Origin of the sequence: Thioclava electrotropha (assembly GCF_002085925.2) — a bacterium.
Taxonomy (GTDB): domain Bacteria; phylum Pseudomonadota; class Alphaproteobacteria; order Rhodobacterales; family Rhodobacteraceae; genus Thioclava; species Thioclava electrotropha.
The window spans coordinates 1,110,107-1,135,703 of the sequence record NZ_CP053562.1 but is presented as its reverse complement, the minus strand read 5'-3'; the positions used below and the strand labels follow the sequence as shown (position 1 = coordinate 1,135,703).

26 protein-coding genes are annotated in these 25,597 nt (G+C 63.3%); 10 read left to right on the top strand and 16 right to left on the bottom strand.

Translation table 11 applies throughout. The features are described from left to right. Window positions 1-193: 193 nt before the first annotated feature. Window positions 194-430, top strand: a complete 237-nt coding sequence (locus AKL02_RS05600) for a DUF2798 domain-containing protein (RefSeq protein ID WP_078519707.1) — start codon at window positions 194-196, stop codon at window positions 428-430. On the opposite strand, the gene polA is transcribed toward AKL02_RS05600, so the two are convergent. Then, complete coding sequence (gene polA, locus AKL02_RS05595) at window positions 424-3,249, bottom strand: DNA polymerase I (RefSeq protein ID WP_083079190.1); 2,826 nt, start codon at window positions 3,247-3,249, stop codon at window positions 424-426. The genes AKL02_RS05600 and polA overlap by 7 nt on opposite strands. A gap of 309 nt (window positions 3,250-3,558) precedes the next feature. Between polA and AKL02_RS05590 the strand changes: the two genes are divergently transcribed. Next, entirely contained in the window at window positions 3,559-3,717 is a 159-nt protein-coding gene (locus AKL02_RS05590) for a hypothetical protein (protein WP_165757027.1), read from the top strand. Window positions 3,718-3,739: 22 nt separating this feature from the next. On the opposite strand, the gene AKL02_RS05585 is transcribed toward AKL02_RS05590, so the two are convergent. Both AKL02_RS05585 and AKL02_RS05580 read right to left on the bottom strand, forming a co-directional pair. Next, a complete protein-coding gene (locus AKL02_RS05585) occupies window positions 3,740-4,183 on the bottom strand; it encodes a globin domain-containing protein (protein WP_083079191.1) in 444 nt (147 codons plus the stop codon). Further along, window positions 4,170-4,376, bottom strand: coding sequence for a zinc-finger domain-containing protein (locus AKL02_RS05580; RefSeq protein ID WP_078519710.1), 207 nt, complete (start codon window positions 4,374-4,376; stop codon window positions 4,170-4,172). Before AKL02_RS05580 ends, AKL02_RS05585 begins: the two co-directional genes overlap by 14 nt. Before the next feature lie 80 nt (window positions 4,377-4,456). Here AKL02_RS05580 and AKL02_RS05575 point away from each other — a divergent pair, with 80 nt between their 5' ends. Next, complete coding sequence (locus AKL02_RS05575; protein ID WP_232621720.1) at window positions 4,457-5,389, top strand: ABC transporter ATP-binding protein; 933 nt, start codon at window positions 4,457-4,459, stop codon at window positions 5,387-5,389. Here the strand turns inward: AKL02_RS05575 and AKL02_RS05570 are convergent. The 11 genes from AKL02_RS05570 to AKL02_RS05520 all read right to left on the bottom strand — a co-directional run bounded on the left by AKL02_RS05570 (window position 5,386) and on the right by AKL02_RS05520 (window position 13,352). Beyond that, complete coding sequence (locus tag AKL02_RS05570) at window positions 5,386-6,243, bottom strand: urea carboxylase-associated family protein (RefSeq protein WP_083079193.1); 858 nt, start codon at window positions 6,241-6,243, stop codon at window positions 5,386-5,388. The two genes, AKL02_RS05575 and AKL02_RS05570, sit on opposite strands and share 4 nt — an antisense overlap. A 117-nt stretch (window positions 6,244-6,360) precedes the next feature. Beyond that, a complete protein-coding gene (locus AKL02_RS05565) occupies window positions 6,361-6,537 on the bottom strand; it encodes a hypothetical protein (protein ID WP_158522076.1) in 177 nt (58 codons plus the stop codon). A gap of 190 nt (window positions 6,538-6,727) precedes the next feature. After that, the gene (locus tag AKL02_RS05560; RefSeq protein WP_078539771.1) at window positions 6,728-7,504 is read right to left on the bottom strand and encodes a succinate dehydrogenase iron-sulfur subunit; all 777 of its coding nucleotides are present in this window, start codon (window positions 7,502-7,504) and stop codon (window positions 6,728-6,730) included. 17 nt (window positions 7,505-7,521) lie between these two features. Next, complete coding sequence (locus AKL02_RS05555; protein WP_078569498.1) at window positions 7,522-7,809, bottom strand: hypothetical protein; 288 nt, start codon at window positions 7,807-7,809, stop codon at window positions 7,522-7,524. Further along, the gene (sdhA, locus tag AKL02_RS05550) at window positions 7,809-9,614 is read right to left on the bottom strand and encodes a succinate dehydrogenase flavoprotein subunit (protein WP_078603979.1); all 1,806 of its coding nucleotides are present in this window, start codon (window positions 9,612-9,614) and stop codon (window positions 7,809-7,811) included. The genes AKL02_RS05555 and sdhA overlap by 1 nt, the downstream gene beginning before the upstream one ends. Window positions 9,615-9,627: 13 nt before the next feature. After that, complete coding sequence (locus AKL02_RS05545) at window positions 9,628-10,020, bottom strand: succinate dehydrogenase, hydrophobic membrane anchor protein (protein ID WP_078539774.1); 393 nt, start codon at window positions 10,018-10,020, stop codon at window positions 9,628-9,630. A gap of 11 nt (window positions 10,021-10,031) precedes the next feature. Beyond that, window positions 10,032-10,421, bottom strand: a complete 390-nt coding sequence (gene sdhC, locus AKL02_RS05540; protein ID WP_078546141.1) for a succinate dehydrogenase, cytochrome b556 subunit — start codon at window positions 10,419-10,421, stop codon at window positions 10,032-10,034. A gap of 255 nt (window positions 10,422-10,676) precedes the next feature. Beyond that, entirely contained in the window at window positions 10,677-11,711 is a 1,035-nt protein-coding gene (locus tag AKL02_RS05535; RefSeq protein ID WP_083079194.1) for a MaoC family dehydratase, read from the bottom strand. After that, on the bottom strand, window positions 11,711-11,914 hold the full coding sequence (locus tag AKL02_RS05530) for a DUF1737 domain-containing protein (RefSeq protein ID WP_083079195.1): 204 nt from the start codon (window positions 11,912-11,914) through the stop codon (window positions 11,711-11,713). Before AKL02_RS05530 ends, AKL02_RS05535 begins: the two co-directional genes overlap by 1 nt. A gap of 1 nt (window position 11,915) precedes the next feature. Further along, window positions 11,916-12,467 carry an NnrU family protein gene (locus tag AKL02_RS05525; RefSeq protein WP_083079196.1) on the bottom strand — a complete coding sequence of 184 codons (552 nt, stop codon included), beginning with the start codon at window positions 12,465-12,467 and terminating at the stop codon, window positions 11,916-11,918. 12 nt (window positions 12,468-12,479) lie between these two features. After that, complete coding sequence (locus tag AKL02_RS05520) at window positions 12,480-13,352, bottom strand: HpcH/HpaI aldolase/citrate lyase family protein (protein ID WP_083079197.1); 873 nt, start codon at window positions 13,350-13,352, stop codon at window positions 12,480-12,482. Window positions 13,353-13,516: 164 nt separating this feature from the next. Here AKL02_RS05520 and AKL02_RS05515 point away from each other — a divergent pair, with 164 nt between their 5' ends. Beyond that, the gene (locus tag AKL02_RS05515; RefSeq protein ID WP_216644087.1) at window positions 13,517-13,849 is read left to right on the top strand and encodes a hypothetical protein; all 333 of its coding nucleotides are present in this window, start codon (window positions 13,517-13,519) and stop codon (window positions 13,847-13,849) included. A 9-nt stretch (window positions 13,850-13,858) separates the two neighbouring features. Here the strand turns inward: AKL02_RS05515 and AKL02_RS05510 are convergent, their stop codons facing one another. After that, window positions 13,859-14,602, bottom strand: coding sequence for a sulfite exporter TauE/SafE family protein (locus AKL02_RS05510; protein ID WP_083079198.1), 744 nt, complete (start codon window positions 14,600-14,602; stop codon window positions 13,859-13,861). A gap of 225 nt (window positions 14,603-14,827) precedes the next feature. On the opposite strand from AKL02_RS05510, the gene mdh reads away from it, so the two are divergent. Continuing rightward, window positions 14,828-15,790 carry a malate dehydrogenase gene (gene mdh, locus AKL02_RS05505; RefSeq protein WP_078539780.1) on the top strand — a complete coding sequence of 321 codons (963 nt, stop codon included), beginning with the start codon at window positions 14,828-14,830 and terminating at the stop codon, window positions 15,788-15,790. Window positions 15,791-15,859: 69 nt separating this feature from the next. Next, complete coding sequence (locus AKL02_RS05500) at window positions 15,860-17,119, top strand: hypothetical protein (protein WP_083079199.1); 1,260 nt, start codon at window positions 15,860-15,862, stop codon at window positions 17,117-17,119. Here AKL02_RS05500 and AKL02_RS05495 read toward each other — a convergent pair. After that, entirely contained in the window at window positions 17,106-18,170 is a 1,065-nt protein-coding gene (locus AKL02_RS05495; protein WP_083079200.1) for a glycosyltransferase family protein, read from the bottom strand. The genes AKL02_RS05500 and AKL02_RS05495 overlap by 14 nt on opposite strands. Before the next feature lie 235 nt (window positions 18,171-18,405). On the opposite strand from AKL02_RS05495, the gene sucC reads away from it, so the two are divergent. The 4 genes from sucC to odhB all read left to right on the top strand — a co-directional run bounded on the left by sucC (window position 18,406) and on the right by odhB (window position 25,545). After that, window positions 18,406-19,599: an ADP-forming succinate--CoA ligase subunit beta gene (gene sucC, locus AKL02_RS05490; RefSeq protein WP_083079201.1), complete on the top strand. Its 1,194-nt coding sequence runs from the start codon at window positions 18,406-18,408 to the stop codon at window positions 19,597-19,599. A gap of 5 nt (window positions 19,600-19,604) precedes the next feature. Continuing rightward, window positions 19,605-20,492 (top strand): succinate--CoA ligase subunit alpha, encoded by an 888-nt coding sequence (sucD, locus tag AKL02_RS05485; protein WP_075776193.1) that lies wholly within the window; start codon window positions 19,605-19,607, stop codon window positions 20,490-20,492. A 552-nt stretch (window positions 20,493-21,044) separates the two neighbouring features. Next, window positions 21,045-24,002 (top strand): 2-oxoglutarate dehydrogenase E1 component, encoded by a 2,958-nt coding sequence (locus AKL02_RS05480; RefSeq protein WP_078546115.1) that lies wholly within the window; start codon window positions 21,045-21,047, stop codon window positions 24,000-24,002. Window positions 24,003-24,006: 4 nt separating this feature from the next. Then, entirely contained in the window at window positions 24,007-25,545 is a 1,539-nt protein-coding gene (gene odhB / locus AKL02_RS05475) for a 2-oxoglutarate dehydrogenase complex dihydrolipoyllysine-residue succinyltransferase (protein ID WP_083079202.1), read from the top strand. The last annotated feature ends 52 nt before the right edge of the window (window positions 25,546-25,597 follow it).

Below are 25,597 nucleotides of genomic sequence, written 5' to 3'. Positions count from 1 at the left end.
AAAGCAAGGCGCGTGTTTCGGCTTGGCGCAAATATCCCCGCCGGAGGCATGCGCAGTCTCAACATTGCCGGGCGGCAGGGTCAATGCGGGACGGTGTCTCTGCGCGAATGAACACACAGGTTTGTGCGTTGCGTGCTCACGTCCAATCACCAAAATGCGAGCGACTGACTTTCCGGCCCAAGGAGGAGACCCGATGATCCCCGCCCGCTACGCGCATTTCATTTTCAGCCTGATCCTGTCGGGGATCATGTCGTTTCTGGTCTCGGGTATCGCGACCTACCGCGCGACGGGGATGGTGGAAGACTTCACGGCGCTGTGGGTGGCAAGCTGGGTGTCCAGCTGGATGCTCTCCTACCCGTCGGTGTTGATCGTCGCGCCGTTTGCACGGCGCGTGACCAATCTGTTGGTGCGTCAGCCCGCGGCTCAGTGAGCGGCGGCCCAGCTATCGCCCTGCCCCGCATCGACGACCAGCGGCACCGAGAGTTTCATCACAGGTTCCGCCGCGCCTTCCATCGTGGCACGGGCGGTCTTGATCAGGTCGTCGATCGCAGCCTCCTCGACCTCGAAAATCAATTCGTCATGCACCTGTAGCAGCATCCGCGCGGGGATGCCTTCGATCGCCTCGGGCATCCGCACCATCGCGCGGCGGATGATATCGGCCGCTGCCCCCTGGATCGGCGCGTTGATCGCGGCGCGCTTGGCGAAGCCCGCCGACGGTCCCTTCGCGCCGATATCGGGCGTGTGGATTTTGCGCCCGAACAGGGTCTGGACGAATTTGTGCTCTTTGGCGAAGGCCACGGTGTCGTCCATGTATTTGCGGATACCGGGGAAACGCTCGAAATAGCGGTCGATAAAGCCCTGCGCCTCGGCGCGCGGGATGCGCAGGTTGCGCGCGAGACCAAAGCCCGAAATCCCGTAGATCACCCCGAAATTGATCGCCTTCGCCTGACGGCGGATTTCGGGCGTCATCTGATCCAGCGGCACATCGAACATCTCCGACGCGGTGGCCGCGTGGATGTCGAGGCCGTCCTTGAACGCTTCGCGCATCTCGGGAAGATCCGCGACATGGGCGAGGATGCGCAGCTCGATCTGGCTATAGTCGAGCGAGACGATCTTGCAGCCGTCGCGCGCGACAAACGCCTCGCGGATGCGGCGGCCTTCCTCGGAGCGCACGGGGATGTTCTGCAGGTTCGGATCGGTCGAAGCCAGACGCCCGGTATTCGCGCCCGCGATAGAATAGGAGGTGTGAACGCGGCCCGTATCCGGGTTCACATGGGTTTGCAGCGCATCCGTATAGGTCGATTTCAGCTTCGAGATCTGCCGCCAATCGAGCACCCGCGCCGCCAGCTTCGCAGCCTGCGGGTTGGTGTCCTCCATCGTGGTCACGTCTTCGAGCACGTCCGCCCCGGTGCCATAGGCGCCGGTCTTGCCCTTCTTGCCGCCCTCGACGCCCATCGTGTCGAACAGGATCTCGCCCAGCTGTTTCGGCGAGCCGACATTGAAGGGCTGGCCCGCGATCTCGGCGATTTCGTCCTCTAGCTGCGCCATCTTTTGCGCGAAGGCGTTCGACATGCGCGACAGCACCGAGGCGTCGACCTTCACGCCGGCCATTTCCATATCGGCGAGCACCGGGACCATCGGGCGCTCCAGCGTCTCATAGACGGTGGTGACCTGTTCGCGATGGAGCCGCGGCTTGAACTGCTGCCAGAGGCGCAGCGTGATATCGGCATCCTCGGCGGCGTAGCGCGTGGCCTTGTCGATCTCGACCTTGTCGAAGGTGATCTGGCTCTTGCCGGAGCCGATCAGTTCCTTGATCGGGATCGGCTGGTGGTTGAGGTAGCGATCCGAAAGCGCATCCATCCCATGGCCGTGGAGCCCCGAGAACATCGCGTAGGACATCAGCATCGTGTCGTCGATGGGCGCGACGCGGATGCCGTGGCGGGCGAAGATCTTGAAGTCATACTTCATGTTCTGCCCGATCTTGAGGATCGCAGGATCCTCGAGCACGGGCTTGAGCAGCGCGAGAGCCTCTTTGAGGTCCATCTGCCCCTCGGCGCGCTCGGCTCCGCCGAAGAGATCGCCTTCGCCTTTGCTATGCCCGAGCGGCAGATACGCCGCTTTCCCCGCCTCAATGGCGAGCGATACGCCGACCAGTTCGGCCTGCATTTCGTTGAGCGAGGTCGTCTCGGTATCGACCGCAACCCAGCCCTTGGCGCGGGCCTCATCGAGCCATTGCGTCAGCGTCTCGGCATCGCGGATGCAGATATAGCTGTCGGGATCGAAGGGCGGCTGCTCGACCTCGGGCGTAGCGTTGTCATGGCTGGCGGGCACGTCCGAGACCTCGGGCGCGGCCGGCGGCTCGGCACCGAATTTCTCGGCCACGCGGCGGGTCAGCGTGCGGAATTCCATCTCGTTGAGGAAGCCCATCAGCGTGTCGACATCCGGCTCGCGGATTTCCAGATCGTCGAGCGTGAATTCGATGGGGGTCTGATCGTCGAGCGTCACCAGCCGCTTCGAGAGGCGAATCTGGTCGGCCTTCTCGATCAGCGTCTCGCGACGCTTGGGTTGCTTTATCTCGGAGGCGCGCTCCAGCAGCGTGTCCAGATCGCCATATTCGTTGATGAGAAGCGCCGCGGTCTTCACGCCGATGCCGGGCGCACCGGGAATGTTGTCGACCGAGTCGCCCGCCAGCGCCTGCACGTCGATCACGCGCTCGGGGCCGACGCCGAACTTGGCCTCGACCTCCTCGACGCCGATGGCGCGGTTCTTCATCGCGTCGAACATCTCGACCCCGCCACCGACGAGCTGCATCAAGTCCTTATCGGAAGAGATGATCGTCACGCGGCCGCCCGCCTCGCGGCCCTGACGGGCGAGCGTCGCGATGATATCGTCGGCCTCGTATCCCGCCAGCTCCTCGCAGGCGATGTTGAAGGCCTTGGTCGCCTCGCGGGTCAGCGGGATCTGCGGGCGCAGTTCCTCGGGCATCTCGTCGCGATTGGCCTTGTATTGATCGTAGAGGTCATTGCGGAAGGTGTGGCTGCCCTTGTCGAAGATCACCGCCGCATGGGTCGGCGCGTCCGAGCCCTTGGCGTCTTCGATGTACTTCCACAGCATGTTGCAAAAGCCCGCGACCGCCCCGATCGGCAGCCCGTCGGACTTGCGCGTGAGCGGCGGCAGCGCGTGATAGGCGCGGAAAATGAAGGCCGAACCGTCGATAAGATGCAGGTGACAGCCTTTGCCGAATGCCATTGCGAGAGCCCTCCTTCGCGCGTTGGCCCCGGTTGTGCCACAGGGGGGTGCGGAGGGGAAGAGGATCGGAGCTTGAAGCGGAGGGCCGCGCCCGAGCCTTGGGTGGGCGCTTCGCTGTCGTCTGGTTTGGGCAGTTTATCTCGCAAGCCCGAAAGACCGCCGGGCCCGCGCGCCATCGCCAATGCGCCCTCCCGGGGGAGGGTCGGGCGCGGCCCGGGCTGGTCGCCCGTACCCAAGGATATGCGGAGAGCCCTTGCCAGAACCCCTGAAATCCCCCATCTCAAGCGGCAACCGCAAAGGATCGAACCGATGGATTATTCCAAAATGGGTGGCGCAAGGCCGCCGAAGAACACGCCCAAACATGCCGAGCACAACGCCTATGGCAGTGACAAGACGCCGTACGGGAAAAAAGACCCGAAGGCTGCGCTGCTCGAACGGATGAAGGCGGCGGCGAAGAAGGATAAGTGAGGCGCGGCAGCCAGACCGGTGCCTAGAGCTGATCTTCCAGCGCCGCGGCCCCGGCCATCATCTGGGCCGAGACCTTGCTGAACAACTCGGCCCAGTCGGCGGCCAGTTCGGGCGTCCAGTGATCGCCCAGCTTGGCCGCGAGGCCCGCGATCACCGCCTCTGACAGCCACACGTAATAGTCCGGCTCGGCTCCGAAGAGCACATGCATCTGGCCGAGGCCGGGCAGTTCCAGCTCCTGCTCTTCGGGCGGATCGAGCGTGGAGAGGATCACTTCCATCATCGCGGCATATTTCAGCTGCTGCCCGCCTTCGCTGTTGGGCAACACCTGATCAAGCTCGGGATGGGCCGCAAAAAGCCGCGCGAAGGCGTCGCGAAACAGCGACGGATCCTCGAAGTCGAGCCGCGCCGCGCTGGCTTTCACCCGCGCCGCGCGCTCGGGCGTCAAAAGTGGCTCAGTGATCGTCATGCGCGTGATCGCGGTCGATCACATATTTCTTGTCGCAATAGCCGCATTCGACGAAACCGGTGTCACGCGGGATCGACAGCCAGACGCGCGGATGACCCAACGCCCCCTCGCCGCCATCGCAGGCGACCTTCCAGGTGGTGACGACCTCGGTCTCGGGTGCCTCGGGGGCATTAGGCGAATGGGTGGCAGTCATGGATGCTCCGTCTATATAAGGCACGAAAACCGCGCCCTGAATTTGGGCTTCATTCTAGCAATCGCGAAAGGCGGGGCAAGTTGGAACAGCAGGCAATCGAAGTTACCGGGCTGCGCAAGACCTATGCAGGCGGCAAGAAGCAGGAACCGAAGGAAGCGCTGAAGGGGCTCGACCTGTCGATCCCCGAAGGCTCGATCTTCGGGCTGCTGGGGCCGAACGGGGCGGGCAAGTCGACGCTGATCAATATTCTCGCGGGTCTGGTGAAGAAAACCGACGGGCGCGTCGTGATCTGGGGCTTCGATCAGGACGTGAACCCGCGCCAGTCGCGCGCCGCGATCGGGGTGATGCCGCAGGAGCTGAACATGGACCCGTTCTTCACGCCGCGCGCGGCGCTGGAGATGCAGGCGGGCCTTTACGGCGTGCCAAAATCCGAGCGCTGGACCGACGAGATTCTCGAACTGGTGGGCCTGTCGGACAAGGCCGAGGCCTATGCGCGCAACCTCTCGGGCGGGATGAAGCGGCGGCTATTGCTGGCCAAGGCGCTGGTGCACCGCCCGCAGATCCTCGTGCTGGACGAGCCGACCGCAGGCGTCGATATCGAGCTGCGCGCGATGCTGTGGCGCAATGTCCGCAAACTCAACGAGCAAGGGATGACGATCATCCTGACGACGCACTACCTCGAGGAAGCCGAGGAAATGTGCGACGAGATCGCCATCATCAACAATGGCGAGCTGATCGTGCGCGACACCACGCCGAACCTGCTCAAGCGGATGGACCGTAAGGCGCTGGTGGTCGAGCCGCGCAATGAGGTCAGCCAGGAGATCCGCCTGCCCGAAGGCGTCACGCTGGAGACCCGCCCGGGTGGACAGATGGCGTTTTCCTATTCGCGCACCGACACCTCGGCGGAGGATATCCTCGATGCGCTGCGCGCAGCCGATGTCGAGATTCGCGATATCGCGAGCGAACAGCCGGGGCTGGAGGAAGTCTTCGTTTCGCTGACCTCGAACCGTTAAAGCCCGTGGCTGCGGTCGTAAGCGTTGGGCGCAGGCGGCGCCCAGCCTTCGGGCGCTGATTTCGGGCGGTAAATCTCCACACCCAGCGGGAAGCAGGCGGCCGTGTCCGAGCTGTGCTCGGACGAGCAATCCCCGCCCGGACAGGCCGAGAGCACGCCCAGCAGATCGGTCTCTGCGAAGAATTCGAGATAATCGCCGGGGCGCACCGGGCTCGCCTTCATGAAATACTGCCCGGTGTCGCGGGTGAAGCCGGTGCACATGAAGACGTTGAGCACGTCATGCACCATCGCCTCCGCCTCGCGCAGCGGCAGATCGCGGGCCTCGGCCAGCGCACGGGTCAGATTCGAATGGCAGCAATGGTGATACTGCCCGCCATCGGAGAGCAGACAATGCGTATAAGGATCGCAGCGCGTGCCGATCACATCATGGACCGAGCCACCGAACGCGTCGATGCCATACCAGTCGAGCGTATCCTCGGTGATCGTCGCCAACGGGCGCATCGTCGGAAAGCCCGACCACATTCGGTCGCCGCGGCTCAGATGCGTGCCATGCAGCGCGCGGGTCTTGCCGGAATAGAACCGCTCGGACAGGTCCGCCGAGAACAGGTTCAGATCGCCCACCTGCGGCCCCTCGACCGAAGCGATGCGGAAGAAATGCCCGGCAGGCACGTCGAAAGCCAGCGCCTCGCGCGGGGGCACGCGCAGATCGACGACCTTCTCCCAGCCCTCACGCGCGGCGCGATAGGCGGACAAGTCCGGCGCGGGCAGCGCGTCGGTCGGGTAACAGATCACCGGGGCGATGGCGCGGCGGGCTTCGGCGTCTTCGGGTGCGGCGTGCTCAGGCGTCGGATGCATGGGGCTCCCTCCTTGTCGCCGCCACTCTGCCCTGCCCCGACCAAGAGCGAAAGGCGCAAAGAAAAACCCCGACCGAAGCCGGGGTAGTCACGACAGAACTATTCGGGAGGTCACCGCTCAAGCCGCGGTGTAATACTCGTACATCAGCTCGACCGCTTCGAGACCGTCGGTATTTTCGGTCTTCGCGGTCGGGATGAATACGGGCGTGGACTTCTCAGGGGTGTAGTAAGCCAGATGCTCTTCGGCCACCTGGATCGGTTGCGCCCCTTTGGGGAATTTGACGATGTCGACCATGGAACTCTCTCCAGTCACGTTTCGAGTTCCTCCCTGACACCCGATTTAGGGATTTTTCCGCGGATTCAAACCCAAAATGCTGCATGTGCGATATGCATTTGCCGCAACGCAGCAAAAAGGGCGGCTCACGCCGCCCCTTCCACAAATCGTTGAGGGTGAACCGTAGGCTCACCCCAATATATGCATCGGATCAGACGACCCGGTTGACCTGCATCCGCTTGATCTCGGCAATCGCTTTCGCCGGGTTCAGACCTTTCGGGCAGGTCTTGGTGCAGTTCATGATCGTGTGGCAACGATAGAGCTTGAAGGGGTCTTCGAGCTGATCGAGACGCTCTGCCGTCGCTTCGTCGCGGCTGTCAATGATCCAGCGATAGGCGTGCAGCAGCGCTGCCGGGCCGAGATATTTGTCGCCGTTCCACCAGTAGCTCGGGCACGAGGTCGAGCACGAGGCGCACATGACGCACTCATACAGACCGTCGAGCTTCTTGCGGTCCTCGATCGACTGACGCCATTCCTTCTCGGGACGGTTCGTCTTGGTCTCGAGCCACGGCATGATCGACGCGTGCTGGGCGTAGAACATGGTCAGGTCGGGGATCAGGTCTTTCACCACCGGCATGTGCGGCAGCGGGTAGATCTTCACGTCGCCCTTGACCTCGTCGAGGCCGTAGATACAGGCCAGCGTGTTGATCCCGTCGATGTTCATCGCGCAGGAGCCACAGATGCCTTCGCGGCAGGAGCGGCGGAAGGTCAGCGTCGGGTCGATCTCGTTCTTGATCTTCAAGAGCGCGTCGAGAACCATCGGCCCGCACTTATCCATATCAATGAAATAAGTGTCGAGACGCGGGTTCTCCCCGGTATCCGGGTCCCAGCGATAGATCTGGAACTTGCGGATATTCTTGCCATCCGGCTTCGGCCAGGTCTTGCCGACGCGGATCTTGGAATTCTTCGGAAGCGTGAACTGAACCATGGTTGGTCCCCTTTCCGTCAGTACGAATAGAGCGGCCGCGTGGGCATTCGGCCGGATTTTCTGAAAACGCAGGAGTCGTACGCCGCAGAGGGATCGCCCTGCACATAGGCCCCGACATTGAGCTCGACCTTCATGTTCGAGCGGAAGCCGTCATTGGTCACTCCCATGCCCGCCTCGCCCGAGATGGGCGGTTTGGGCGCGAACTGGGCGTAGCACTGGCGCTCTGCCTGCTCGACCGGAATAGGGCCGCAGGCGGCAAGGCCAAGCCCTGCCGCGAGAAGCCCATATGCCGGTGCGTGACGCATCAGTAGACCCGCTTCTTCGGCGCGATCTTCTTGATCTCGATCCCGCCCTGATCCTCGGGGGTCAGCGGGTCCATGTGGACCGGGCGGAAGGTCAGATCGACATTCGCGCCTTCCACATGCATGATCGAGTGCTTACGCCATTCGGTGTCGTCGCGATCGGGATAGTCCTCGTGCGCGTGCGCCCCGCGGCTTTCCTTGCGCGCCTCGGCCCCGACGATGGTCGCCAGCGCGTTCGGCATCAGGTTCTCGAGTTCCAGCGTTTCCATCAGGTCCGAGTTCCAGATCAGCGAGCGGTCGGTGACCTTGAGATCGTCGAGCTTGGCGGCGACCGCCTTCATCTTCTCGACACCCTCGGCCAGCGTCTTGTCGGTGCGGAACACCGCCGCATCCGCCTGCATCGTGCGCTGCATCTCGTCGCGCAGCTCGGCAGTCGGCGTGCCGCCATCCGCGTAACGCACCTTGTCGAAGCGCTCGAAGATCGCGTCGATCTTGGCTTTCGGGATGACCGGGTTGGACGCATCCGCGTCGACGACCTTGCCAGCGCGGATCGCGGCGGCACGGCCGAAGACCACGAGGTCGATCAGCGAGTTGGAGCCCAGACGGTTGGCACCGTGCACAGACGCCGAACCCGCCTCGCCCACGGCCATCAGGCCAGGCACAATCGCATCGGGATCGCCCTCTTTCGGGTTGATGACTTCGCCGTGGTAGTTCGTCGGAATACCGCCCATGTTATAGTGCACGGTCGGCAGAACCGGGATCGGCTCTTTCGTGACGTCGACACCGGCGAAGATTTTCGCGGATTCCGAGATGCCCGGCAGACGCTCGGCCAGGGCTTCCGGCGGAAGGTGGCTGAGGTTGAGGAAGATGTGGTCCTTGTGCTCGCCCACGCCGCGGCCTTCGCGGATCTCCATCGTCATGCAGCGAGACACCACGTCGCGCGATGCCAGATCCTTATAGGTCGGCGCATAACGCTCCATGAAGCGCTCGCCCTCGGAGTTGGTCAGGTAACCACCCTCGCCGCGTGCGCCCTCGGTGATCAGGCAGCCGGAGCCGTAGATGCCGGTCGGGTGGAACTGCACGAATTCCATGTCCTGCAGCGCGAGACCGGCCCGCGCGACCATGCCGCCACCGTCGCCGGTGCAGGTATGGGCCGAGGTGGCCGAGAAATAGGCGCGGCCGTAACCGCCGGTCGCCAGCACAACCATCTTCGCGTTGAAGACGTGCATCGTGCCGTCGTCGAGCTTCCAGCAGACGACACCCTGACACTGCCCGTCATCGGACATGATCAGGTCGATTGCGAAATATTCGATGTAGAACTCTGCGTTGTTCTTCAGCGACTGACCGTAGAGCGTATGCAGGATCGCGTGACCGGTGCGGTCCGCGGCGGCACAGGTGCGCTGCACGGGCGGGCCTTCACCGTATTCGGTGGTGTGGCCGCCGAAGGGACGCTGGTAGATCTTGCCCTCTTCGGTGCGCGAGAACGGCACGCCGTAGTGCTCGAGCTCGTAGACGGCCTTGGGGGCGTGACGCGCGAGGTATTCCATCGCGTCGTTATCGCCGAGCCAGTCCGAGCCCTTGATCGTGTCGTACATGTGCCACTGCCAGCTGTCCGGGCCCATGTTGCCCAAGCTGGCGGCGATACCGCCCTGTGCGGCGACCGTGTGCGAGCGGGTCGGGAAGACCTTGGTCACGCAGGCGGTGCGCAGGCCCTGTTCGGCCATGCCGAGCGTGGCGCGCAGACCCGAGCCACCGGCGCCGACCACGACCACGTCGTAATTATGCGTTTCGTATTCGTAAGCAGCCATTATCTCGTCCCGTTCAGTTGCCCAGCAGAAGGCCGATGAAGACCATCTTGCCGAGTGCATAGAGTGCGGTCGCCATGATCACGTAAGCCAGCGAATGCATCGCGATCTTGGTCGCCTTTGCGGCGGTGCCGTGGATGTAGTCCTCGATCCAGATCTCGGTGCCCTTCGCGAAGTGGCGCATGCCGACGATCACGACCAGCGCGGTCAGGATGGCCGGGAAGGGCTGCGAGAAGGTCGTGATCACGGTCTGCTGATCGGCGCCGAGCGTGGTGCCGACGATGTAGAGCCAGGTCGGGATCATGAAGGCGAGAGCCACGGCCGAGGCCGACATCCACCAGTGATGCTCGGGGCCGGTGCCCGAGGCGCCCTTGCCCACGGCGCGCTTGCGGTCGGTGAGGTAACGCATGAGGGCCTCCGTCAGAATTGGATGATGATGAGGGTCAGCACGGTCAGCACGACCGAACCGATGGTGCAGATCCAGCCGAGCATCTCGGCGGATTTGATGTCCATGTATTTACCCGCATCGAAGATGAGGTGCCGGATGCCGGCGAGGTAGTGATACCAGACGCCCAGCAGCGACAGAGTGAAGACGAGATCGCCGAACCACGAGGTCGCGATCGCGTTCACGAAGTTGAAGTACTCGGGGCTGGTCGCGGCGGCGAGAAGCCACCAGACGAGCAGCAGCACGCCGACGATGATGCCGTTGCCGGTGATCCGCGTCATGATCGACGAGAAAGACGTCATCTGCGGGCGGTAAATTTGAAGGTGCGGGGAAAGCGGACGCTCAACCTGTTTCGCTTCAGCCATGATCGGTCCCTTTTCGCTGGGCTCGGCGCTCTCGTCGGCCTCAATCGGAGGCACGCGCTGGCGCGGAGCTGGCCGGAATTGGCTCTTTTAGTAGCGTAAATTTCTCCCAAGTCACGGGGGGCAAGCTTGAAAACCTGTCATTTACGCATAAAGAGCGGCGAAAAATTCGCTTTGTGATCACATAAATTCTGTGCGTGATCACATGTTAACGCTCGCGGGCGCCCTGCCCCCGCGAGTGAGTCTCTCGAGCCGGGTTCAGATCGGCATCAGTGCCCAGTAGTCGAGATCGAGCAGCACCTCGGGCAGGTATTTGCCGTCTTCTCCCTTATAGGCGAACTCGGGCGCGCCCTGCTTCACGGCGACCAGACGCAGACGGATCGCGCCCACACCGGGCGCGCCGGTCTCCGCCTTGTCGAGTACTTCCGACCATGCCTTCACCGTATCGCCCGAGAAGCAGGGATTGGCATGCGCCCCGCCATTGAGCGCCACGATCATCTGGGCGTTCGCCAGCCCGTTGAAGGACAGCGCGCGGGCCATCGAGATCACATGACCGCCATAGATCAGACGCTGGCCGTCCTCGCGGAATGTCGCGTCGAAATGCACCTTGGCGGTGTTCTGCCACAGCCGCGTGGCGATCATGTGCTCGGCTTCCTCAATGGTGACGCCGTCCACATGGTCGATCTTCTCGCCGATCTCGTAATCGCCCCAGCGATGCGGCTCGCCCGCCAGATCGAAATCGTAATCGTCGAAGCTCAGCCCCTCCGGGATCACCAGGTCCGCAGGCGCCACGACCGATGCCAGATCGGGCAATACCGTCTCCGGCGCAGGGGCGTCGAGATCGCCTTTGCGCACCATCACCCAGCGGACATATTCCAGCACGGTCTCGCCCACTTGGTTCAGCCCGCGGGTGCGGACATAGACCACGCCCGACTTGCCGTTGGAGTTCTGCTTGACCCCGATCACCTCGCTCTCCGAGCGCAGCGTGTCGCCCGGATAGACCGGCTTCAGCCAGCGCCCTTCCGCATAGCCGAGATTGGCCACCGCATTGAGCGAGACATCCGGCACGGTCTTGCCGAACACGACGTGAAAGGCGATCAGATCGTCGATGGGCGAGCCCTCCAATCCGCAGGCCGCCGCGAATTCGTCCGAGGAATAGAGCGCATGGCGCGCCGGGTAGAGCGCGTGATAGAGCGCGCGCTCCCCTTCTGCCACGGTGCGCGGGACGGCGTGACGGATCACGTCGCCCAGCTTGTAATCCTCGAAGAAACGGCCCGGATTGGTCTTGCCCATCATTGCTCTCCCAGCTTCATGTCGGGGTGATACTCACCCTCGATCTCTTTGGTCACGGCCTGGGCACAGCGCATCACGCCATTCGCCTGATCGTAGGCATATTGCGGATCGCCATACAGCACCCAGCCCTTGGACAGCGCGCGGCTGACCTTGTGACAGAAGGCCGAGGTGTCTTCCTCGGTCAGAAGGCGGTAGATCTGCATATCAGGCTCCGAACGGGTTGTGGCCGAACCAGAAGTGGATCGAGGCGATCAGGCCGTAGAGGACCAGCGTGCCGACGATCCCGCCGATCTCCTTGCCCATCTTCACCTCGGGGGTGACCTTGGCGGGCTTCGACTTCTTGTTGATCAGGATGACTTCGACCACCGCCCAGGCGAGCAGGCCGCCGAACAGGATGATCCCCGGCAGGGTCGGATTGACCAGAAGGTGCGCAAAGGCCCAGGTCTTCACGCCGGTCAGCTGCGGGTGACGGATCTTGCCGCTGAGCCAGAGCTTCATGCCCGAAACGGCGAACAGGTAGACCGCGAAGATCATCAGCAGGTTGTTGATCCCCTTGAGCGCCGCGTTCGGCGTCCAGAGGTAGAAGACCGGATCGGCGGCGCGCCAGCCGACGAACATCAGAACGAGGCTGATCAGGAGAAGCGCGGCGACCATCGGACGCTCGGCCCCTTTGAGCGCGCGCCGGAAGCCCGGAAAGATCCGTTTTGCCAGATGTGCGAGCGACCAGATCAGGACGCCGAGGATGAGTAGTGCCATTGCGATTGCCTCTTAGCTGCCAAGCGCGGCAATCGCCTCCGCCTTGGCGAGGACTTGCCGCGCCGTGACGATATGCAGATTTTCGACGATCTTTCCATCCACGACCGCGACACCCTGCCCCGCTTTCTCGGCTTCCTCGAAGGCAGCGATCTGACGTCGGGCGAGGTCGATCTCGGCCTCGGAGGGCGCGAACGCCGCATTGCAGACCTCGAGTTGCGCCGGGTGGATCAGCGTCTTGCCATCAAAGCCCATGTCGCGGCCCTGCTCGCATTCGGCTTTGAGCCCCTCGTCATCCTTGAAGGCATTATAGACGCCGTCGACGATGATCTTGCCATGCGCTTTCGCGGCCAGCAGGCACAGGCCCAGCCCCGGAAGCATCGGCAGACGGTCGGCGCGGAAACGGCTCCCGAGCTCCTTCGCGAGATCGTTTGTGCCCATCACCATGCCTTCGAGCCGCGGATAGGCCGCGATATCGCCCGCGTTGAGCATCCCCAGCGCGGTCTCCATCATCGCCCAGAGCGGCACGCCCTGAATCAGGTCCGCCACCTCGACGAGATCGGCGGGGGTCGAGACCTTCGGGATCAGGATCGCATCGACCTTGGCGCCGTTGCGGATCGCGTCGGCGAAGGCCAGCACATCCTCGCGCCCCCATTCGGTGTCGAGCCCGTTGATCCGCACGATCTTCATGCGCGGACCGTAATCGACCTCGGTCAGCGTCTTCGCGAGCAGCGCGCGCGCATTGGCCTTCTCGTCGATCGCCACGGCGTCCTCGAGATCGAAGATGATCGCGTCGCAGGCAAGCCCGGTGGCCTTCTCCAGCGCACGCTCTTTCGAGCCGGGAATGTAGAGCACGGAACGGGTCGGGCAGGCCATTTGATTCTCCATCTCGCAATTTTCTTTCGCCAAATCGCACGAATGAGACAGAATCGGCAAGTCCAGATTTGCCGCAACGCAGAAAAATCACAGCATTCAGCGATACGGAGCCGCGACGTAAAGCTTTCTTGACAGCTGGGCCGTCACTCTTTGATGATGACCTCAGAGGGATCAAAATGCTGAACAAAACTTATGTGCTAACGCTCGGCCTGGCCGCAGCGATCGGCTTCGCACAAGCTTCTTACGGAGAGACGCGGGACCCGTCTGATCCGTCGCGCGCCTGCGGCAAGCGAGATGAGATCGTGGCCAATCTCGAAGCGAAATATCACGAGAGCCGCCGCATGGTGGCGCTCTCCGCGAACAACTCCGTGCTGGAGATCTTCGCAGCCGAGGCGGGCAACTGGACGATCATCGTCACACCGGCGGATGGCGTGAGTTGCCTGATCGCTTCGGGCGAGGCATTCGAAGAGCTCGACGGGACGCTCAAGGAAAAGGACGCGGCGCTCTAAGCGCCGCCCTCACCCGGTGATCGCTTGCTGGATCAGCTTCAGCGAGATCAGCAGAAGCGCCCAGATCACCACCTTGAAGAAGATCTCCGTAGGCATGCGCTTCACCAGCCAGACGCCAAGGAACACCGAAGCCGAGGCAGGGATCGCCAGGATCAACGCGGTGCCGAGACTGTCCCAGTTCACCTCGCCCAGCGCGATGAACGGGCCGAGTTTCGCAAGGTTCACATAGGTAAAGAGAACCGTCGCCGTGCCCGCAAAGACCTGTTTCGGCAGATTCAGCGGGATCGTGTAAGCCTGAAAGGGCGGCGCGCCCGAATGGCTGACGAAGCTGGTGAAGCCCGCGATGGTGCCCCAGAAGACACCCGGCGCGACTTTCGCCTCCTGTCGCGCGCCATGCCGATGCCGGAACAGCGCGTTCAGCGCGAAAAGCGCCCCGATCACCCCCACCATCAGCGTCACCCAGCGTTCTGACACGACCTCGGCTGTGGCCCAGCCAATGCCGATCCCGATCGTCGTGGCCGGGATCATGATCGCGAGCACCCGCTTGTCGAAATGCTTGCGATAGGCCCAGAGACCGAACATGTCCGCGACAATATAGACCGGCAGCAACAGGCCCGCCGCCGCGACCGGGTCCATCACGATCGTCAGGACCGGGACCGAGATCGAGGCCGCCATCGGGATACCGCCTTTCGACAGCCCCACCATCACCGCGGCGAGCAGCGCCAGCGCCCAACCGAGCAGGCTCAACTCCATTCGGATGCTCCCTTCCCTGCGGGTCACAGAATCGCTCTGCCCCGTCTTGCCCCCTTGCTGACACGGCCCGTGACGAAACGGAACCGCACGTCAGTGTGCGGAACCAGTTTCGGCATACGAGTGCATACAAACAGTGTCGCCGCAGCGCAGCGCCCTTGCCCTTTGCGAGCCAAAGGGCTACTCCACCTGCGATCTATTTTCCAATCCATCCACCCGGAGGACCAAATGGCCAGACCCAAGATCGCCCTTATCGGCGCCGGCCAGATCGGCGGTACGCTCGCCCATCTCGCCGCCATCAAGGAACTCGGTGACGTCGTTCTGTTCGATATCGCCGAAGGTACGCCGCAGGGCAAAGCGCTCGACATCGCGGAATCGGGCCCGTCCGAGGGCTTCGACGGCTCCTTCAAGGGGACCAACGATTACGCCGGTATCGCGGGCGCGGATGTCTGCATCGTGACGGCTGGCGTTCCGCGCAAGCCGGGCATGAGCCGCGACGATCTGCTGGGCATCAACCTCAAGGTCATGAAATCGGTCGGCGAAGGCATTGCCGCCCACGCACCGGACGCGTTCGTGATCTGCATCACCAACCCGCTCGACGCGATGGTCTGGGCGCTGCAGCAATTCTCCGGCCTGCCGGCAGAGAAAGTCGTCGGCATGGCGGGCGTTCTGGACTCGGCCCGCTTCCGTCACTTCCTGTCGCTGGAATTCGGCGTCTCGATGCGTGACGTGAACGCCTTCGTGCTCGGCGGCCACGGCGACACCATGGTGCCGCTCGCACGCTACTCGACCGTCGGTGGCATCCCGCTGCCCGACCTCGTGCAGATGGGCTGGACCACGCAGGAGAAACTCGACGCGATCATCCAGCGCACCCGTGACGGTGGCGCAGAGATCGTGGGCCTGCTGAAGACCGGTTCGGCCTTCTACGCCCCGGCCACTTCGGCGATCGAGATGGCGGAAGCCTACCTGAAAGACCAAAAGCGCGTTCTGCCCTGTGCGGCTTACGTCAAAGGTGCGCTCGGCCTCGACGGTCTCTATGTCGGCGTGCCGACCGTGATCGGCGCCAAAGGCATCGAGAAGGTCATCGACATCAAGCTCAACAAGGACGAGCAGGCGATGTTCGACAAGTCGGTCGACGCAGTCAAAGGTCTCGTGGCCGCCTGCAAAGGCATCGACAGCACGCTCGCTTGATCGAAAGACAGGACTGATCCAATCTTGGGGCGCGCCTTTACTGGCGCGCCCTTTGTTTTGGAGAGTGCCATGTGTTCCGCCCGTCTCGCCCCTTGCCTTGCCGTTCTTCTTGCCCTTTCACCGATCAGCGCGCATGCGCAGGACGGGCCGGTGACCGCCAAGATCGCGCGAAGCGAGGCACCTGCCGCCGATCCGATTTCGGCGCGGATCGGGGCGGAAGGGATCGCGCCGGTGCTCGCCGATCTGCAATCGCAGGACGCGCTTGACCCGAAGGACCGTTTCGCGCTCGGGGGGCTGGAATTCCTCGCGAGCCTCGAGGCGACGATGCGCTGGCAGCTGGAAGCAGGCGGTGCCCGTGTGCTGATGCCCTTCGTGGGCAACCTTCCCGGCAGGCGCGACGCGCCGCGCGAAACCTTCACCGCCGACGCGGTCACGCGCGAAAGCGAGGCGCTGATCGCAGGCATGGATCGCGCCAAGACCGCGCTCGACGGGCTGGCCGATGGACAGGAGTTCGGTCTTGCGATCAACCTGAACGATCTCTGGTTTGACCTGAACGGCAATGGCACGCGTGACGACGGCGAGGACGCGGTGACGCTGTTGCGCGGTGCCTTCATGCCCCGCGCGCCGGAGGCCACCCCGGGCGCCTCGCGGATCGTGCGCTTCGACAATGCGGATGCGGCCTGGCTTTCGGCCTATACGCATCTGGTCTCGGGCGTGGGTGAGCTAATCTTGGCCTTCGACCCTGAACCGGCCATCGCCCGCGTGATGGCCACCTATGCGAAACTCGTGGACGCGCGCGACAGGGCGATGGGGACCGGGCAAGCCACGTCGATGGACGGTCTGATGATGTTCAGCTTCATCGACCCGGCGGCGGCGGTGCTCGACATGCTCCACCAGCAGCCCGATCCGCCGCGCACCCGTGCCGCGCGGGATCATTGGCTGGCGATGATTGCGGATAACCGGCAGTTCTGGGATCTGGCTGAGGCCGAGACCGACAATCAGGCGGAATGGATTCCGAGCGACGCGCAGGATCAGGCGCTTGGCGTGGAATTCCCCGACGGTCTGGGAGAGACATGGCGGGGCGTGCTGAGCGATGGCGAGGTGCTGCTGACGAGCGAGAAGTCCTTCCCCTTCTGGCGCGTGCCCGTCGGGGTCGATCTGGGCGCGTGGCTAGAAAATCCCACGCCACTGCCGCTGACCGGAGTGGTTCAGGGTTGGGCACTCGATCCTTTCTTCACCGATACGCCGATGCTGACGCCCGAGAACTGGACGCGCTTTTCGCGGCTGGTTGGCGGACGGACCGGCATGATGATGTTCACGCTGAACTGACGAGCGGCTCCGGGTCGAAACCGAACTCCTCGCGCAGCCGCGCGATCAGTTCGGCCTCATGGAGAAGCAGCGCGCGATCGAAGGCGGCGAGCGAAAGATCGACCTTGTCACCGAACAGCGCGCGGGTCTCGGCGGCTATTTTCACTTCTGGTCGGATCAGCAGCTCATGGGCTTCCAGCTCATCGGCCTCGTAATCGCGCATCCCCTGCACCTCCCACCAGAGGCTCATCAGCTCGGCGGGATCGGCGGCGCGCTCAGCGGCCTCAGCGAATTGCGCCTTGCGGGACCCGACATAGGGCACGGGTTGGCCCTTCACCTTCGTCGTCGCGCGACGCAGCATCTTGAGGATGCAGTGCAACGGCGTCAGCCCGTCGAAATGCATCAGCCGACCATTATAGCTGGGCCGATAAGGCAGATCGTTTTCCTTGCTGTCCCAGTCTTTCAGCGGGTAATGCACCCCGATCGCATAGCCGCGCCCAGCCCGCACGACAGGTTTTCCGGCGACATGGCCCGCGAGGCCCTTCTTTAGAAAGCGCGACCGGAGACCGTAGAACATCAGCCCGTCCTCCTGAAACCCGTCCCAGCGTCGCCTAAAGACACCGCTAAAGATGTCCGGGCCGGGGTTGCGGTCGAGATAGCAGCGTTCGTCCATTTCGAGACGCAGCCACGCTTTCTGTTCGCCCGTCTTCGCCAGCTCCCATTCGAGCGGGCGCGCGAGGCTCACGAACTCGTCCGCGTCGCAATGGATCATCCAATCCAGCTTGGTTTCGTTCAGCGCGCGGGTCGCATTGTATTTCTGGCGGCCCTGATGGCGCGCGGGGCGTTTCTTGCGCCAGCTGCGCGCCCAGTCGTCATCGCCGGAATGGTGAATGAACGCGCCGTCGACCGGGGCGAGCAGCGCCTCGGCCTCGGGGTTCGGGCGGTCGAAGAAGACGTGGACCTCGCTCGCGCCGATGCTCAGATGATGCGCGACATAGGCGGCCACCAGCGCCGCGGGCTCGTCGACCGTCGCCACCACGCCCCAGCGCGGCATATCTTGCCCTTGCGTCATCTAAATTCGATCCCTGCCGATGCCCTCTGCGCAGATAGGTTCAATTAACCGAGTCGTGCCAGTGCTCCCATGCCACAGCGCAGCATTTTCCAATTTGTGATCACACCTTTCCGCGCTGTGATCACGTATGTCGCTTTTTCCGGGCGAGTGGGGCAGAATGTCGCGATTTCGGTTTGTCCGCCCCGCTTAACAGCCTAGAACCCCCTCAAATCGCACCAGCATGGGGTATCCAAGGATGAATATCCACGAATATCAGGCCAAACAGCTTCTCAAGAGCTATGGCGCACCGGTCTCTGACGGCCGTGTCGTCCTCAAGGCCGAAGAAGCGAAGACCGCAGCCAGCGAACTCGATGGTCCGCTCTGGGTCGTCAAGGCGCAGATCCACGCCGGCGGTCGCGGCAAGGGCCACTTCAAGGAAGCCGAAGCCGGCGAAAAGGGCGGTGTCCGCCTCGCCAAATCGGTCGAAGAGGCTGAAACGCTCGCCAAGCAGATGCTCGGCAAGACGCTCGTGACGCACCAGACCGGCCCGGCGGGCAAGCAGGTCAACCGCGTCTACATCGAAGACGGCTCCGACATCGAGCGCGAACTGTATCTCGCGCTGCTCGTCGACCGCGTGACCTCGCGCGTCTCGATCGTTTCCTCGACCGAAGGAGGCATGGACATCGAGGAAGTCGCGGCGAACACGCCCGAGAAAATCCTCAGCTTCTCGATCGACCCGGCCACCGGCTACCAGCCGTTCCACGGTCGCCGCGTCGCCTTCTCGCTCGGCCTCGAAGGCCCGCAGGTGAAGCAGATGGTCGGCCTTCTCGGCAAGCTCTACCAAGCCTTCGTCGAGAAGGACATGGAGATGCTCGAGATCAACCCGCTGATCGTCATGACCGACGGCAACCTGAAGGTTCTCGACGCCAAGCTCGGCTTCGACGGCAACGCCGTCTACCGTCACTCGGACATCGCCGCCCTGCGCGACGAGACCGAAGAAGACAGTAAAGAGCTCGAAGCGTCGAAATACGACCTCAACTACATCGCGCTCGATGGTGAGATCGGCTGCATGGTGAACGGCGCGGGCCTCGCAATGGCCACGATGGACATCATCAAGCTCTACGGTGCGGAACCGGCGAACTTCCTCGACGTTGGCGGTGGCGCCACGAAAGAGAAAGTGACCGAAGCGTTCAAGATCATCACCTCGGACAAAAACGTCAAAGGTATCCTCGTGAACATCTTCGGCGGCATCATGCGCTGCGACATCATCGCCGAAGGCGTGATCGCTGCGGTGAAGGAAGTCGGCCTCGAAGTGCCGCTGGTCGTCCGCCTCGAGGGCACCAACGTCGAAAAAGGCAAGGAAATCATCGCGAATTCCGGCCTGAACGTCATCGCCGCCGACAACCTGTCGGATGGCGCAGAAAAAATCGTCAAAGCGGTGAAAGGCTAAGAATCATGGCAGTTCTCGTCAACGAAAACACCAAGGTCATCTGCCAGGGCTTCACCGGCTCGCAGGGCACCTTCCACTCCGAGCAGGCAATCGCGTACGGCACCAAGATGGTCGGCGGCGTGACGCCCGGCAAAGGCGGCCAAGAGCATCTCGGCCTGCCGGTCTTCAACTCGGTCCACGAGGCGAAAGCCAAGACCGAAGCGAACGCCTCGGTGATCTACGTTCCGCCGCCCTTCGCGGCTGACTCGATCCTCGAAGCGATCGACGCGGAAATGGAGCTGATCGTCTGCATCACCGAGGGCATCCCGGTCCTCGACATGATGAAGGTCAAGCGCGCGCTGATCGACTCCAAGTCGCGTCTGATCGGCCCGAACTGCCCTGGTGTCATCACGCCCGACGCCTGCAAGATCGGCATCATGCCCGGCCACATCCACAAGCGTGGTTCGGTCGGCGTCGTGTCGCGTTCGGGCACGCTGACCTACGAGGCGGTCAAGCAGACCACCGATATGGGTCTGGGCCAGTCCTCGGCCGTCGGCATCGGCGGTGACCCGATCAAGGGCACCGAGCATATCGACGTGCTCGACATGTTCCTCGACGATCCGGAAACGGAATCGATCATCATGATCGGTGAGATCGGTGGTTCGGCGGAAGAAGAAGCCGCGGAATTCCTCGCCGAGCAGAAGAAAAAAGGTCGCTGGAAGCCGACCGCTGGCTTCATCGCTGGCCGCACGGCCCCTCCCGGCCGTCGCATGGGCCACGCCGGCGCGATCGTCGCGGGCGGCAAGGGCGATGCGGAATCGAAGATCGAAGCCATGAAATCGGCTGGTATCGTCGTCGCAGACAGCCCCGCTACGCTGGGCGAAGCTGTGATGAAAGCGATCAAGGGCGAATAAGCCCTATTGAGACAGGCGGGGTCGCGGCGCACGCGGCCCTGCATCCTGACCAAGGAAAGGACCGGACCCATGTCGCTGCGGATCGCACGGCGCGCCTCCCTCCCCGTTTCGGGGACGGTCGCATGCGCCCTGCTTGAAAGCAGCGACGGGGGCCGGTCTTTTTTTGCGGCGGAGCGCGTCGCCAAACGCACCGGAAAGCCCGCCCCTGGCGGCCTCGCTCCGGTCGCGGGCGTCCGCTCACCGGTCGCAGCTCAGACTGTGCGCATCCCTGCCCTGCATGGAAGTCCTGACATCAGCACCTACATCATTGACCCAGAAGGCAATATGCCCGGGACTGCAGGTGCCGGTATCGACGTATCCGTGCCGGCCCCGCGCGCGAAGGAAAGGACCCTACATCATGTCCCGTTCCACCCTTGTATCCGTCGCGAGGGCGTTCGCGCGCCGCGCGACCCCGCCACCACACGCGCCCAGCGTTTAACCAACCGTTCAATGGGCCGCTGATAGACGTTCGAGTTCCACAGATCCCTGTTTCACCGACCGAAGGTGAGGAAAATGACCGACCAATCCCCCAACGACCAGTTCAATGCCTCGCAGTTCCTGCAAGGCGCGAATGCCGAATATGTCGAGCAGCTCTATGCCAAGTTCGCCGAAGATCCGTCTTCGGTCGATACCGCCTGGGCTGCCTTCTTCGCCTCGCTCGGTGATCCCGATCAGGACGTGAAGAAATCCGCCGAAGGCGCAAGCTGGGAGCGTCGTGACTGGCCGCCGGTGGTTGCCGACGACCTGACCGCCGCGCTGACCGGCGAATGGCCCGCCGCCCCTGCCGAGGGCAAGGCCGCTGGCGACAAGATCAAGAAGAAGGCCGCCGAGGCTGGCGTTCCGGTCGATGAGGCCGCGGTCAAACGCGCCGTGCTGGACTCGATCCGCGCGCTGATGATCATCCGCGCCTACCGTATCCGCGGCCACCTCGCCGCCGATCTCGACCCGCTGAACATGCGCGAAACCGGTCAACATCCGGAGCTCGATCCGAAGAGCTACGGCTTCACCGATGCCGACATGGATCGCCCGATCTTCATCGACAACGTGCTCGGCCTCGAGATCGCCTCGATGCGCCAGATCATGGATATCGTGAAGCGCACCTATTGCGGCACCTTCGCGCTGCAATACATGCACATCTCCGACCCCGAGCAATCGGCTTGGTTGAAAGAGCGCATCGAAGGCTACGGCAAGGAGATCACCTTCACCAAGACCGGCCGCCGCGCGATCCTCAACAAGCTCGTCGAGGCGGAAGGGTTCGAGAAGTTCCTGCACGTCAAATACATGGGCACCAAGCGGTTCGGCCTTGATGGCGGCGAAGCGCTGATCCCCGCGATGGAGCAGATCATCAAGCGTGGCGGTCAGCTCGGCCTGCAAGAGGTCGTGGTCGGCATGCCCCACCGCGGTCGCCTCTCGGTCCTCGCCAACGTGCTGCAAAAGCCCTACCGCGCGATCTTCCACGAATTCCAGGGCGGATCGTTCAAACCCGAGGACGTGGACGGCTCCGGCGACGTGAAATACCACCTCGGCGCGTCCGCCGACCGTGAGTTCGACGGCAACAAGGTCCACCTGTCGCTGACCGCGAACCCCTCGCACCTCGAGGCGGTGAACCCGGTCGCACTCGGCAAGGTCCGCGCCAAGCAGGACCAGCTGGCCGACCGTTCGGACCGCTCCAAGGTCGTCTCGGTGCTGCTGCACGGGGATGCGGCCTTCGCCGGTCAGGGCGTCGTGGCCGAGTGCTTCCAGCTCTCGGGCATTCGCGGCCACCGCACGGGCGGCACGATCCACCTCGTCGTGAACAACCAGATCGGCTTCACGACCGCGCCGCACTTCTCGCGCACCTCGCCCTACCCGACCGATCTCGCGCTGATGGTGGAAGCTCCGATCTTCCACGTGAACGGCGACGATCCGGAGGCCGTCGTGCACGCAGCCCGCGTCGCGACCGAGTTCCGCCAGAAGTTCCACAAGGACGTGGTCATCGACATCTTCTGCTACCGCCGCTTCGGTCACAACGAAGGCGACGAGCCGATGTTCACCAACCCGGTGATGTACAAGTCGATCAAGACCCACAAAACGACGCTGCAGCTCTACACCGAGCGTCTCGTGGCGGACGGCCTGATCCCCGAGGGCGAGATCGAGGATATGAAAGCCTCGTTCCAATCGCATCTCAACGAGGAGTTCGAAGCCGGCAAGGTCTTCAAGCCGAACAAGGCCGACTGGCTCGACGGTCGCTGGTCCGGCATGGAGCAGGAAAAGAGCGAATACGAGCGCGGCACCACCGCGATCGCGCCCGAGACCTTCGAAGAGGTCGGCAAGGCGCTCGTGACCGCGCCCGAGAAATTCGCGCTGCACAAGACGGTCGGGCGTCTGCTCGACAACAAGAAGCAGATGCTCGAGACCGGCAAGGGCTTCGACTGGGCGACCGCCGAGGCACTGGCCTTCGGCTCGCTTCTGACCGAGGGCTACCCGGTCCGTCTGTCGGGTCAGGATGCCACCCGCGGCACCTTCTCGCAGCGCCACTCGGCGCTGGTCAATCAGGACAACGAAGACCGCTACTATCCGCTGAACAACATCCGTGAGGGTCAGGCCCGCTACGAGGTGATCGACTCGATGCTCAGCGAATACGCGGTGCTCGGGTTCGAATACGGCTACTCGCTGGCGGAACCGAAGGCGCTGACGCTCTGGGAAGCGCAGTTCGGCGATTTCGCCAACGGCGCGCAGATCATGTTCGACCAGTTCATCAACTCGGGCGAGCGGAAATGGCTGCGCATGTCGGGCCTCGTCTGCCTGCTGCCGCACGGTTTCGAAGGTCAGGGACCCGAGCACAGCTCGGCCCGTCTGGAGCGTTTCCTGCAGCTGTCGGCGGAAGATAACTGGATCGTCGCGAACTGCACGACGCCGGCGAACTACTTCCACATTCTGCGCCGCCAGATCCATCGCGACTTCCGCAAACCGTTGATCCTGATGACGCCGAAATCGCTTCTGCGTCACCCCAAGGCGGTCTCGACCACGGAAGACTTCACCACCGGGTCCAGCTTCCACCGCGTGCTGTGGGACGACGCCCAGCGCGGCAATTCGGATATGGAGCTGAAGTCCGACGACAAGATCAAGCGCGTCGTGATGTGCTCGGGCAAGGTCTATTACGACCTGCTCGCACAGCGCGACGAGCGTGGGCTCGACGATGTCTACCTGCTGCGTCTGGAACAGTTCTACCCGTTCCCCGCGCAGGCGGTCACCAAAGAGCTGACCCGCTTCAAGAATGCCGAGATCGTCTGGTGCCAAGAGGAGCCGAAGAACCAAGGCGCTTGGTTCTTCGTCGAGCCCTATATCGAATGGGTCCTCGCCAAGATCGACGCGAAACATGCCCGTGCGCGCTATGCAGGCCGTGCAGCTTCCGCCTCGCCCGCGACGGGTCTGGCAAGCCGCCACAAGGCCGAGCAGGACGCGCTCGTCAACGATGCACTGGAGGGTTGAATAGATGTCCACTGAAGTCCGCGTTCCCACGCTCGGCGAGAGCGTCACGGAAGCTACCGTCGCCACCTGGTTCAAGAAGCCCGGCGACACGGTTGCCGCCGATGAGATGCTCTGCGAGCTCGAAACCGACAAGGTGACCGTCGAAGTGCCGAGCCCCGCGGCCGGTACGCTTGGCGAGATCGTGGCTGCCGAAGGCGAGACCGTCGGCGTCGATGCGCTTCTCGCGACGATCGAAGAGGCTGGCGCCAGCCCCGCGCCGAAGAAGAAAGAAGACAAACCGGCGGAAAAACCCGCCCAACAGCCCCAATCGAATGAGGGAAAAATGACCGACGTGATGGTGCCCAGCCTTGGTGAATCGGTCACCGAGGCAACTGTGTCGACGTGGTTCAAGAAGGTTGGCGACAAGGTCGCGGCCGACGAGATGCTCTGCGAGCTGGAAACCGACAAGGTCTCCGTCGAAGTGCCGTCTCCCGCGGCTGGCGTTCTCAAGGAGATCGTCGCCGAAGAAGGCACGACCGTCGATGCCTCGGCCAAGCTTGCCGTGATCGCCGAAGGCGAGAGCGGTGGCGCCTCCGACAGCGCCCCCGCGAAGGAAGAGGCCAAATCCGAAGCCCCCGCCGAGAGCAGTAGCAAGGGCGGCAAGGATGTCGAGGATGCACCTTCGGCCAAGAAGCTGATGGCCGAGAAGGGTATCGACCCGGCCTCCGTTCAGGGGTCTGGCAAAGACGGCCGGATCATGAAGGAAGACGTGGCCAAGGCCGAAAACGCTCCGAAGCAGGCGTCGGTCAACGTCGCCTCGACGCCCTCGCAGGCGCCGCGCGGCCCGGTCAATGCCGATGACGCGTCGCGCGAAGAGCGCGTGAAGATGACCCGCCTGCGTGCGACCATCGCCAAGCGCCTCAAGGATTCGCAGAACACCGCCGCGATGCTGACCACCTATAACGAGGTGGACATGTCGGGCGTGATGAACCTGCGCAACGAGTACAAGGACCTGTTCAACAAGAAGCACGGCGTGAAGCTCGGCTTCATGTCCTTCTTCGTGAAGGCCTGCTGCCACGCGCTCAAAGAGGTCCCGGAAGTCAACGCCGAGATCGACGGTAACGAGGTCGTCTACAAGAACTACGTCCACATGGGCGTGGCCGTGGGCACCCCGAACGGGCTCGTCGTTCCGGTCGTGCGCGATGCTGACCAGATGAGCTTCGCGTCGATCGAGAAGACGATCGCCGAGATGGGCACCCGCGCCCGTGACGGCAAACTCTCGATGGCCGAGATGCAGGGCGGTTCGTTCACCATCTCGAACGGCGGCGTCTACGGCTCGCTGATGTCCTCGCCGATCCTCAACCCGCCGCAATCGGGTATCCTCGGCATGCACAAGATCCAGGAACGTCCGATGGTCGAGAACGGCCAGATCGTCATCAAGCCGATGATGTATCTCGCACTCAGCTACGACCACCGCATCGTCGACGGCAAAGGCGCCGTGACCTTCCTCGTGCGCGTCAAGGAAGCGCTGGAAGATCCGCGCCGCCTGCTGATGGACCTGTAAGACCGGGACGAAGGCGGCAGCCCCCTGCCCCTTCCTCTTGATCCAAATATCC

Excerpts from the sequence above, each read along its gene's own strand:
- polA (WP_083079190.1), bottom strand. The coding sequence starts at position 3,249 with ATGGCATTCGGCAAAGGCTGTCACCTGCATCTTATCGACGGTTCGGCC.
- sucC (WP_083079201.1), top strand. The coding sequence starts at position 18,406 with ATGAATATCCACGAATATCAGGCCAAACAGCTTCTCAAGAGCTATGGC.
- AKL02_RS05495 (WP_083079200.1), bottom strand. The coding sequence starts at position 18,170 with ATGACGCAAGGGCAAGATATGCCGCGCTGGGGCGTGGTGGCGACGGTC.
- sdhC (WP_078546141.1), bottom strand. The coding sequence starts at position 10,421 with ATGGCTGAAGCGAAACAGGTTGAGCGTCCGCTTTCCCCGCACCTTCAA.
- AKL02_RS05565 (WP_158522076.1), bottom strand. The coding sequence starts at position 6,537 with ATGGTCGACATCGTCAAATTCCCCAAAGGGGCGCAACCGATCCAGGTG.
- AKL02_RS05560 (WP_078539771.1), bottom strand. The coding sequence starts at position 7,504 with ATGGTTCAGTTCACGCTTCCGAAGAATTCCAAGATCCGCGTCGGCAAG.
- AKL02_RS05480 (WP_078546115.1), top strand. The coding sequence starts at position 21,045 with ATGACCGACCAATCCCCCAACGACCAGTTCAATGCCTCGCAGTTCCTG.
- AKL02_RS05515 (WP_216644087.1), top strand. The coding sequence starts at position 13,517 with ATGCTGAACAAAACTTATGTGCTAACGCTCGGCCTGGCCGCAGCGATC.
- AKL02_RS05580 (WP_078519710.1), bottom strand. The coding sequence starts at position 4,376 with ATGACTGCCACCCATTCGCCTAATGCCCCCGAGGCACCCGAGACCGAG.
- sucD (WP_075776193.1), top strand. The coding sequence starts at position 19,605 with ATGGCAGTTCTCGTCAACGAAAACACCAAGGTCATCTGCCAGGGCTTC.
- mdh (WP_078539780.1), top strand. The coding sequence starts at position 14,828 with ATGGCCAGACCCAAGATCGCCCTTATCGGCGCCGGCCAGATCGGCGGT.
- AKL02_RS05535 (WP_083079194.1), bottom strand. The coding sequence starts at position 11,711 with ATGGGCAAGACCAATCCGGGCCGTTTCTTCGAGGATTACAAGCTGGGC.
- sdhA (WP_078603979.1), bottom strand. The coding sequence starts at position 9,614 with ATGGCTGCTTACGAATACGAAACGCATAATTACGACGTGGTCGTGGTC.
- AKL02_RS05585 (WP_083079191.1), bottom strand. The coding sequence starts at position 4,183 with ATGACGATCACTGAGCCACTTTTGACGCCCGAGCGCGCGGCGCGGGTG.
- AKL02_RS05590 (WP_165757027.1), top strand. The coding sequence starts at position 3,559 with ATGGATTATTCCAAAATGGGTGGCGCAAGGCCGCCGAAGAACACGCCC.
- odhB (WP_083079202.1), top strand. The coding sequence starts at position 24,007 with ATGTCCACTGAAGTCCGCGTTCCCACGCTCGGCGAGAGCGTCACGGAA.
- AKL02_RS05530 (WP_083079195.1), bottom strand. The coding sequence starts at position 11,914 with ATGCAGATCTACCGCCTTCTGACCGAGGAAGACACCTCGGCCTTCTGT.
- AKL02_RS05510 (WP_083079198.1), bottom strand. The coding sequence starts at position 14,602 with ATGGAGTTGAGCCTGCTCGGTTGGGCGCTGGCGCTGCTCGCCGCGGTG.
- AKL02_RS05555 (WP_078569498.1), bottom strand. The coding sequence starts at position 7,809 with ATGCGTCACGCACCGGCATATGGGCTTCTCGCGGCAGGGCTTGGCCTT.
- AKL02_RS05600 (WP_078519707.1), top strand. The coding sequence starts at position 194 with ATGATCCCCGCCCGCTACGCGCATTTCATTTTCAGCCTGATCCTGTCG.
- AKL02_RS05500 (WP_083079199.1), top strand. The coding sequence starts at position 15,860 with ATGTGTTCCGCCCGTCTCGCCCCTTGCCTTGCCGTTCTTCTTGCCCTT.
- AKL02_RS05570 (WP_083079193.1), bottom strand. The coding sequence starts at position 6,243 with ATGCATCCGACGCCTGAGCACGCCGCACCCGAAGACGCCGAAGCCCGC.
- AKL02_RS05520 (WP_083079197.1), bottom strand. The coding sequence starts at position 13,352 with ATGGAGAATCAAATGGCCTGCCCGACCCGTTCCGTGCTCTACATTCCC.
- AKL02_RS05525 (WP_083079196.1), bottom strand. The coding sequence starts at position 12,467 with ATGGCACTACTCATCCTCGGCGTCCTGATCTGGTCGCTCGCACATCTG.
- AKL02_RS05545 (WP_078539774.1), bottom strand. The coding sequence starts at position 10,020 with ATGCGTTACCTCACCGACCGCAAGCGCGCCGTGGGCAAGGGCGCCTCG.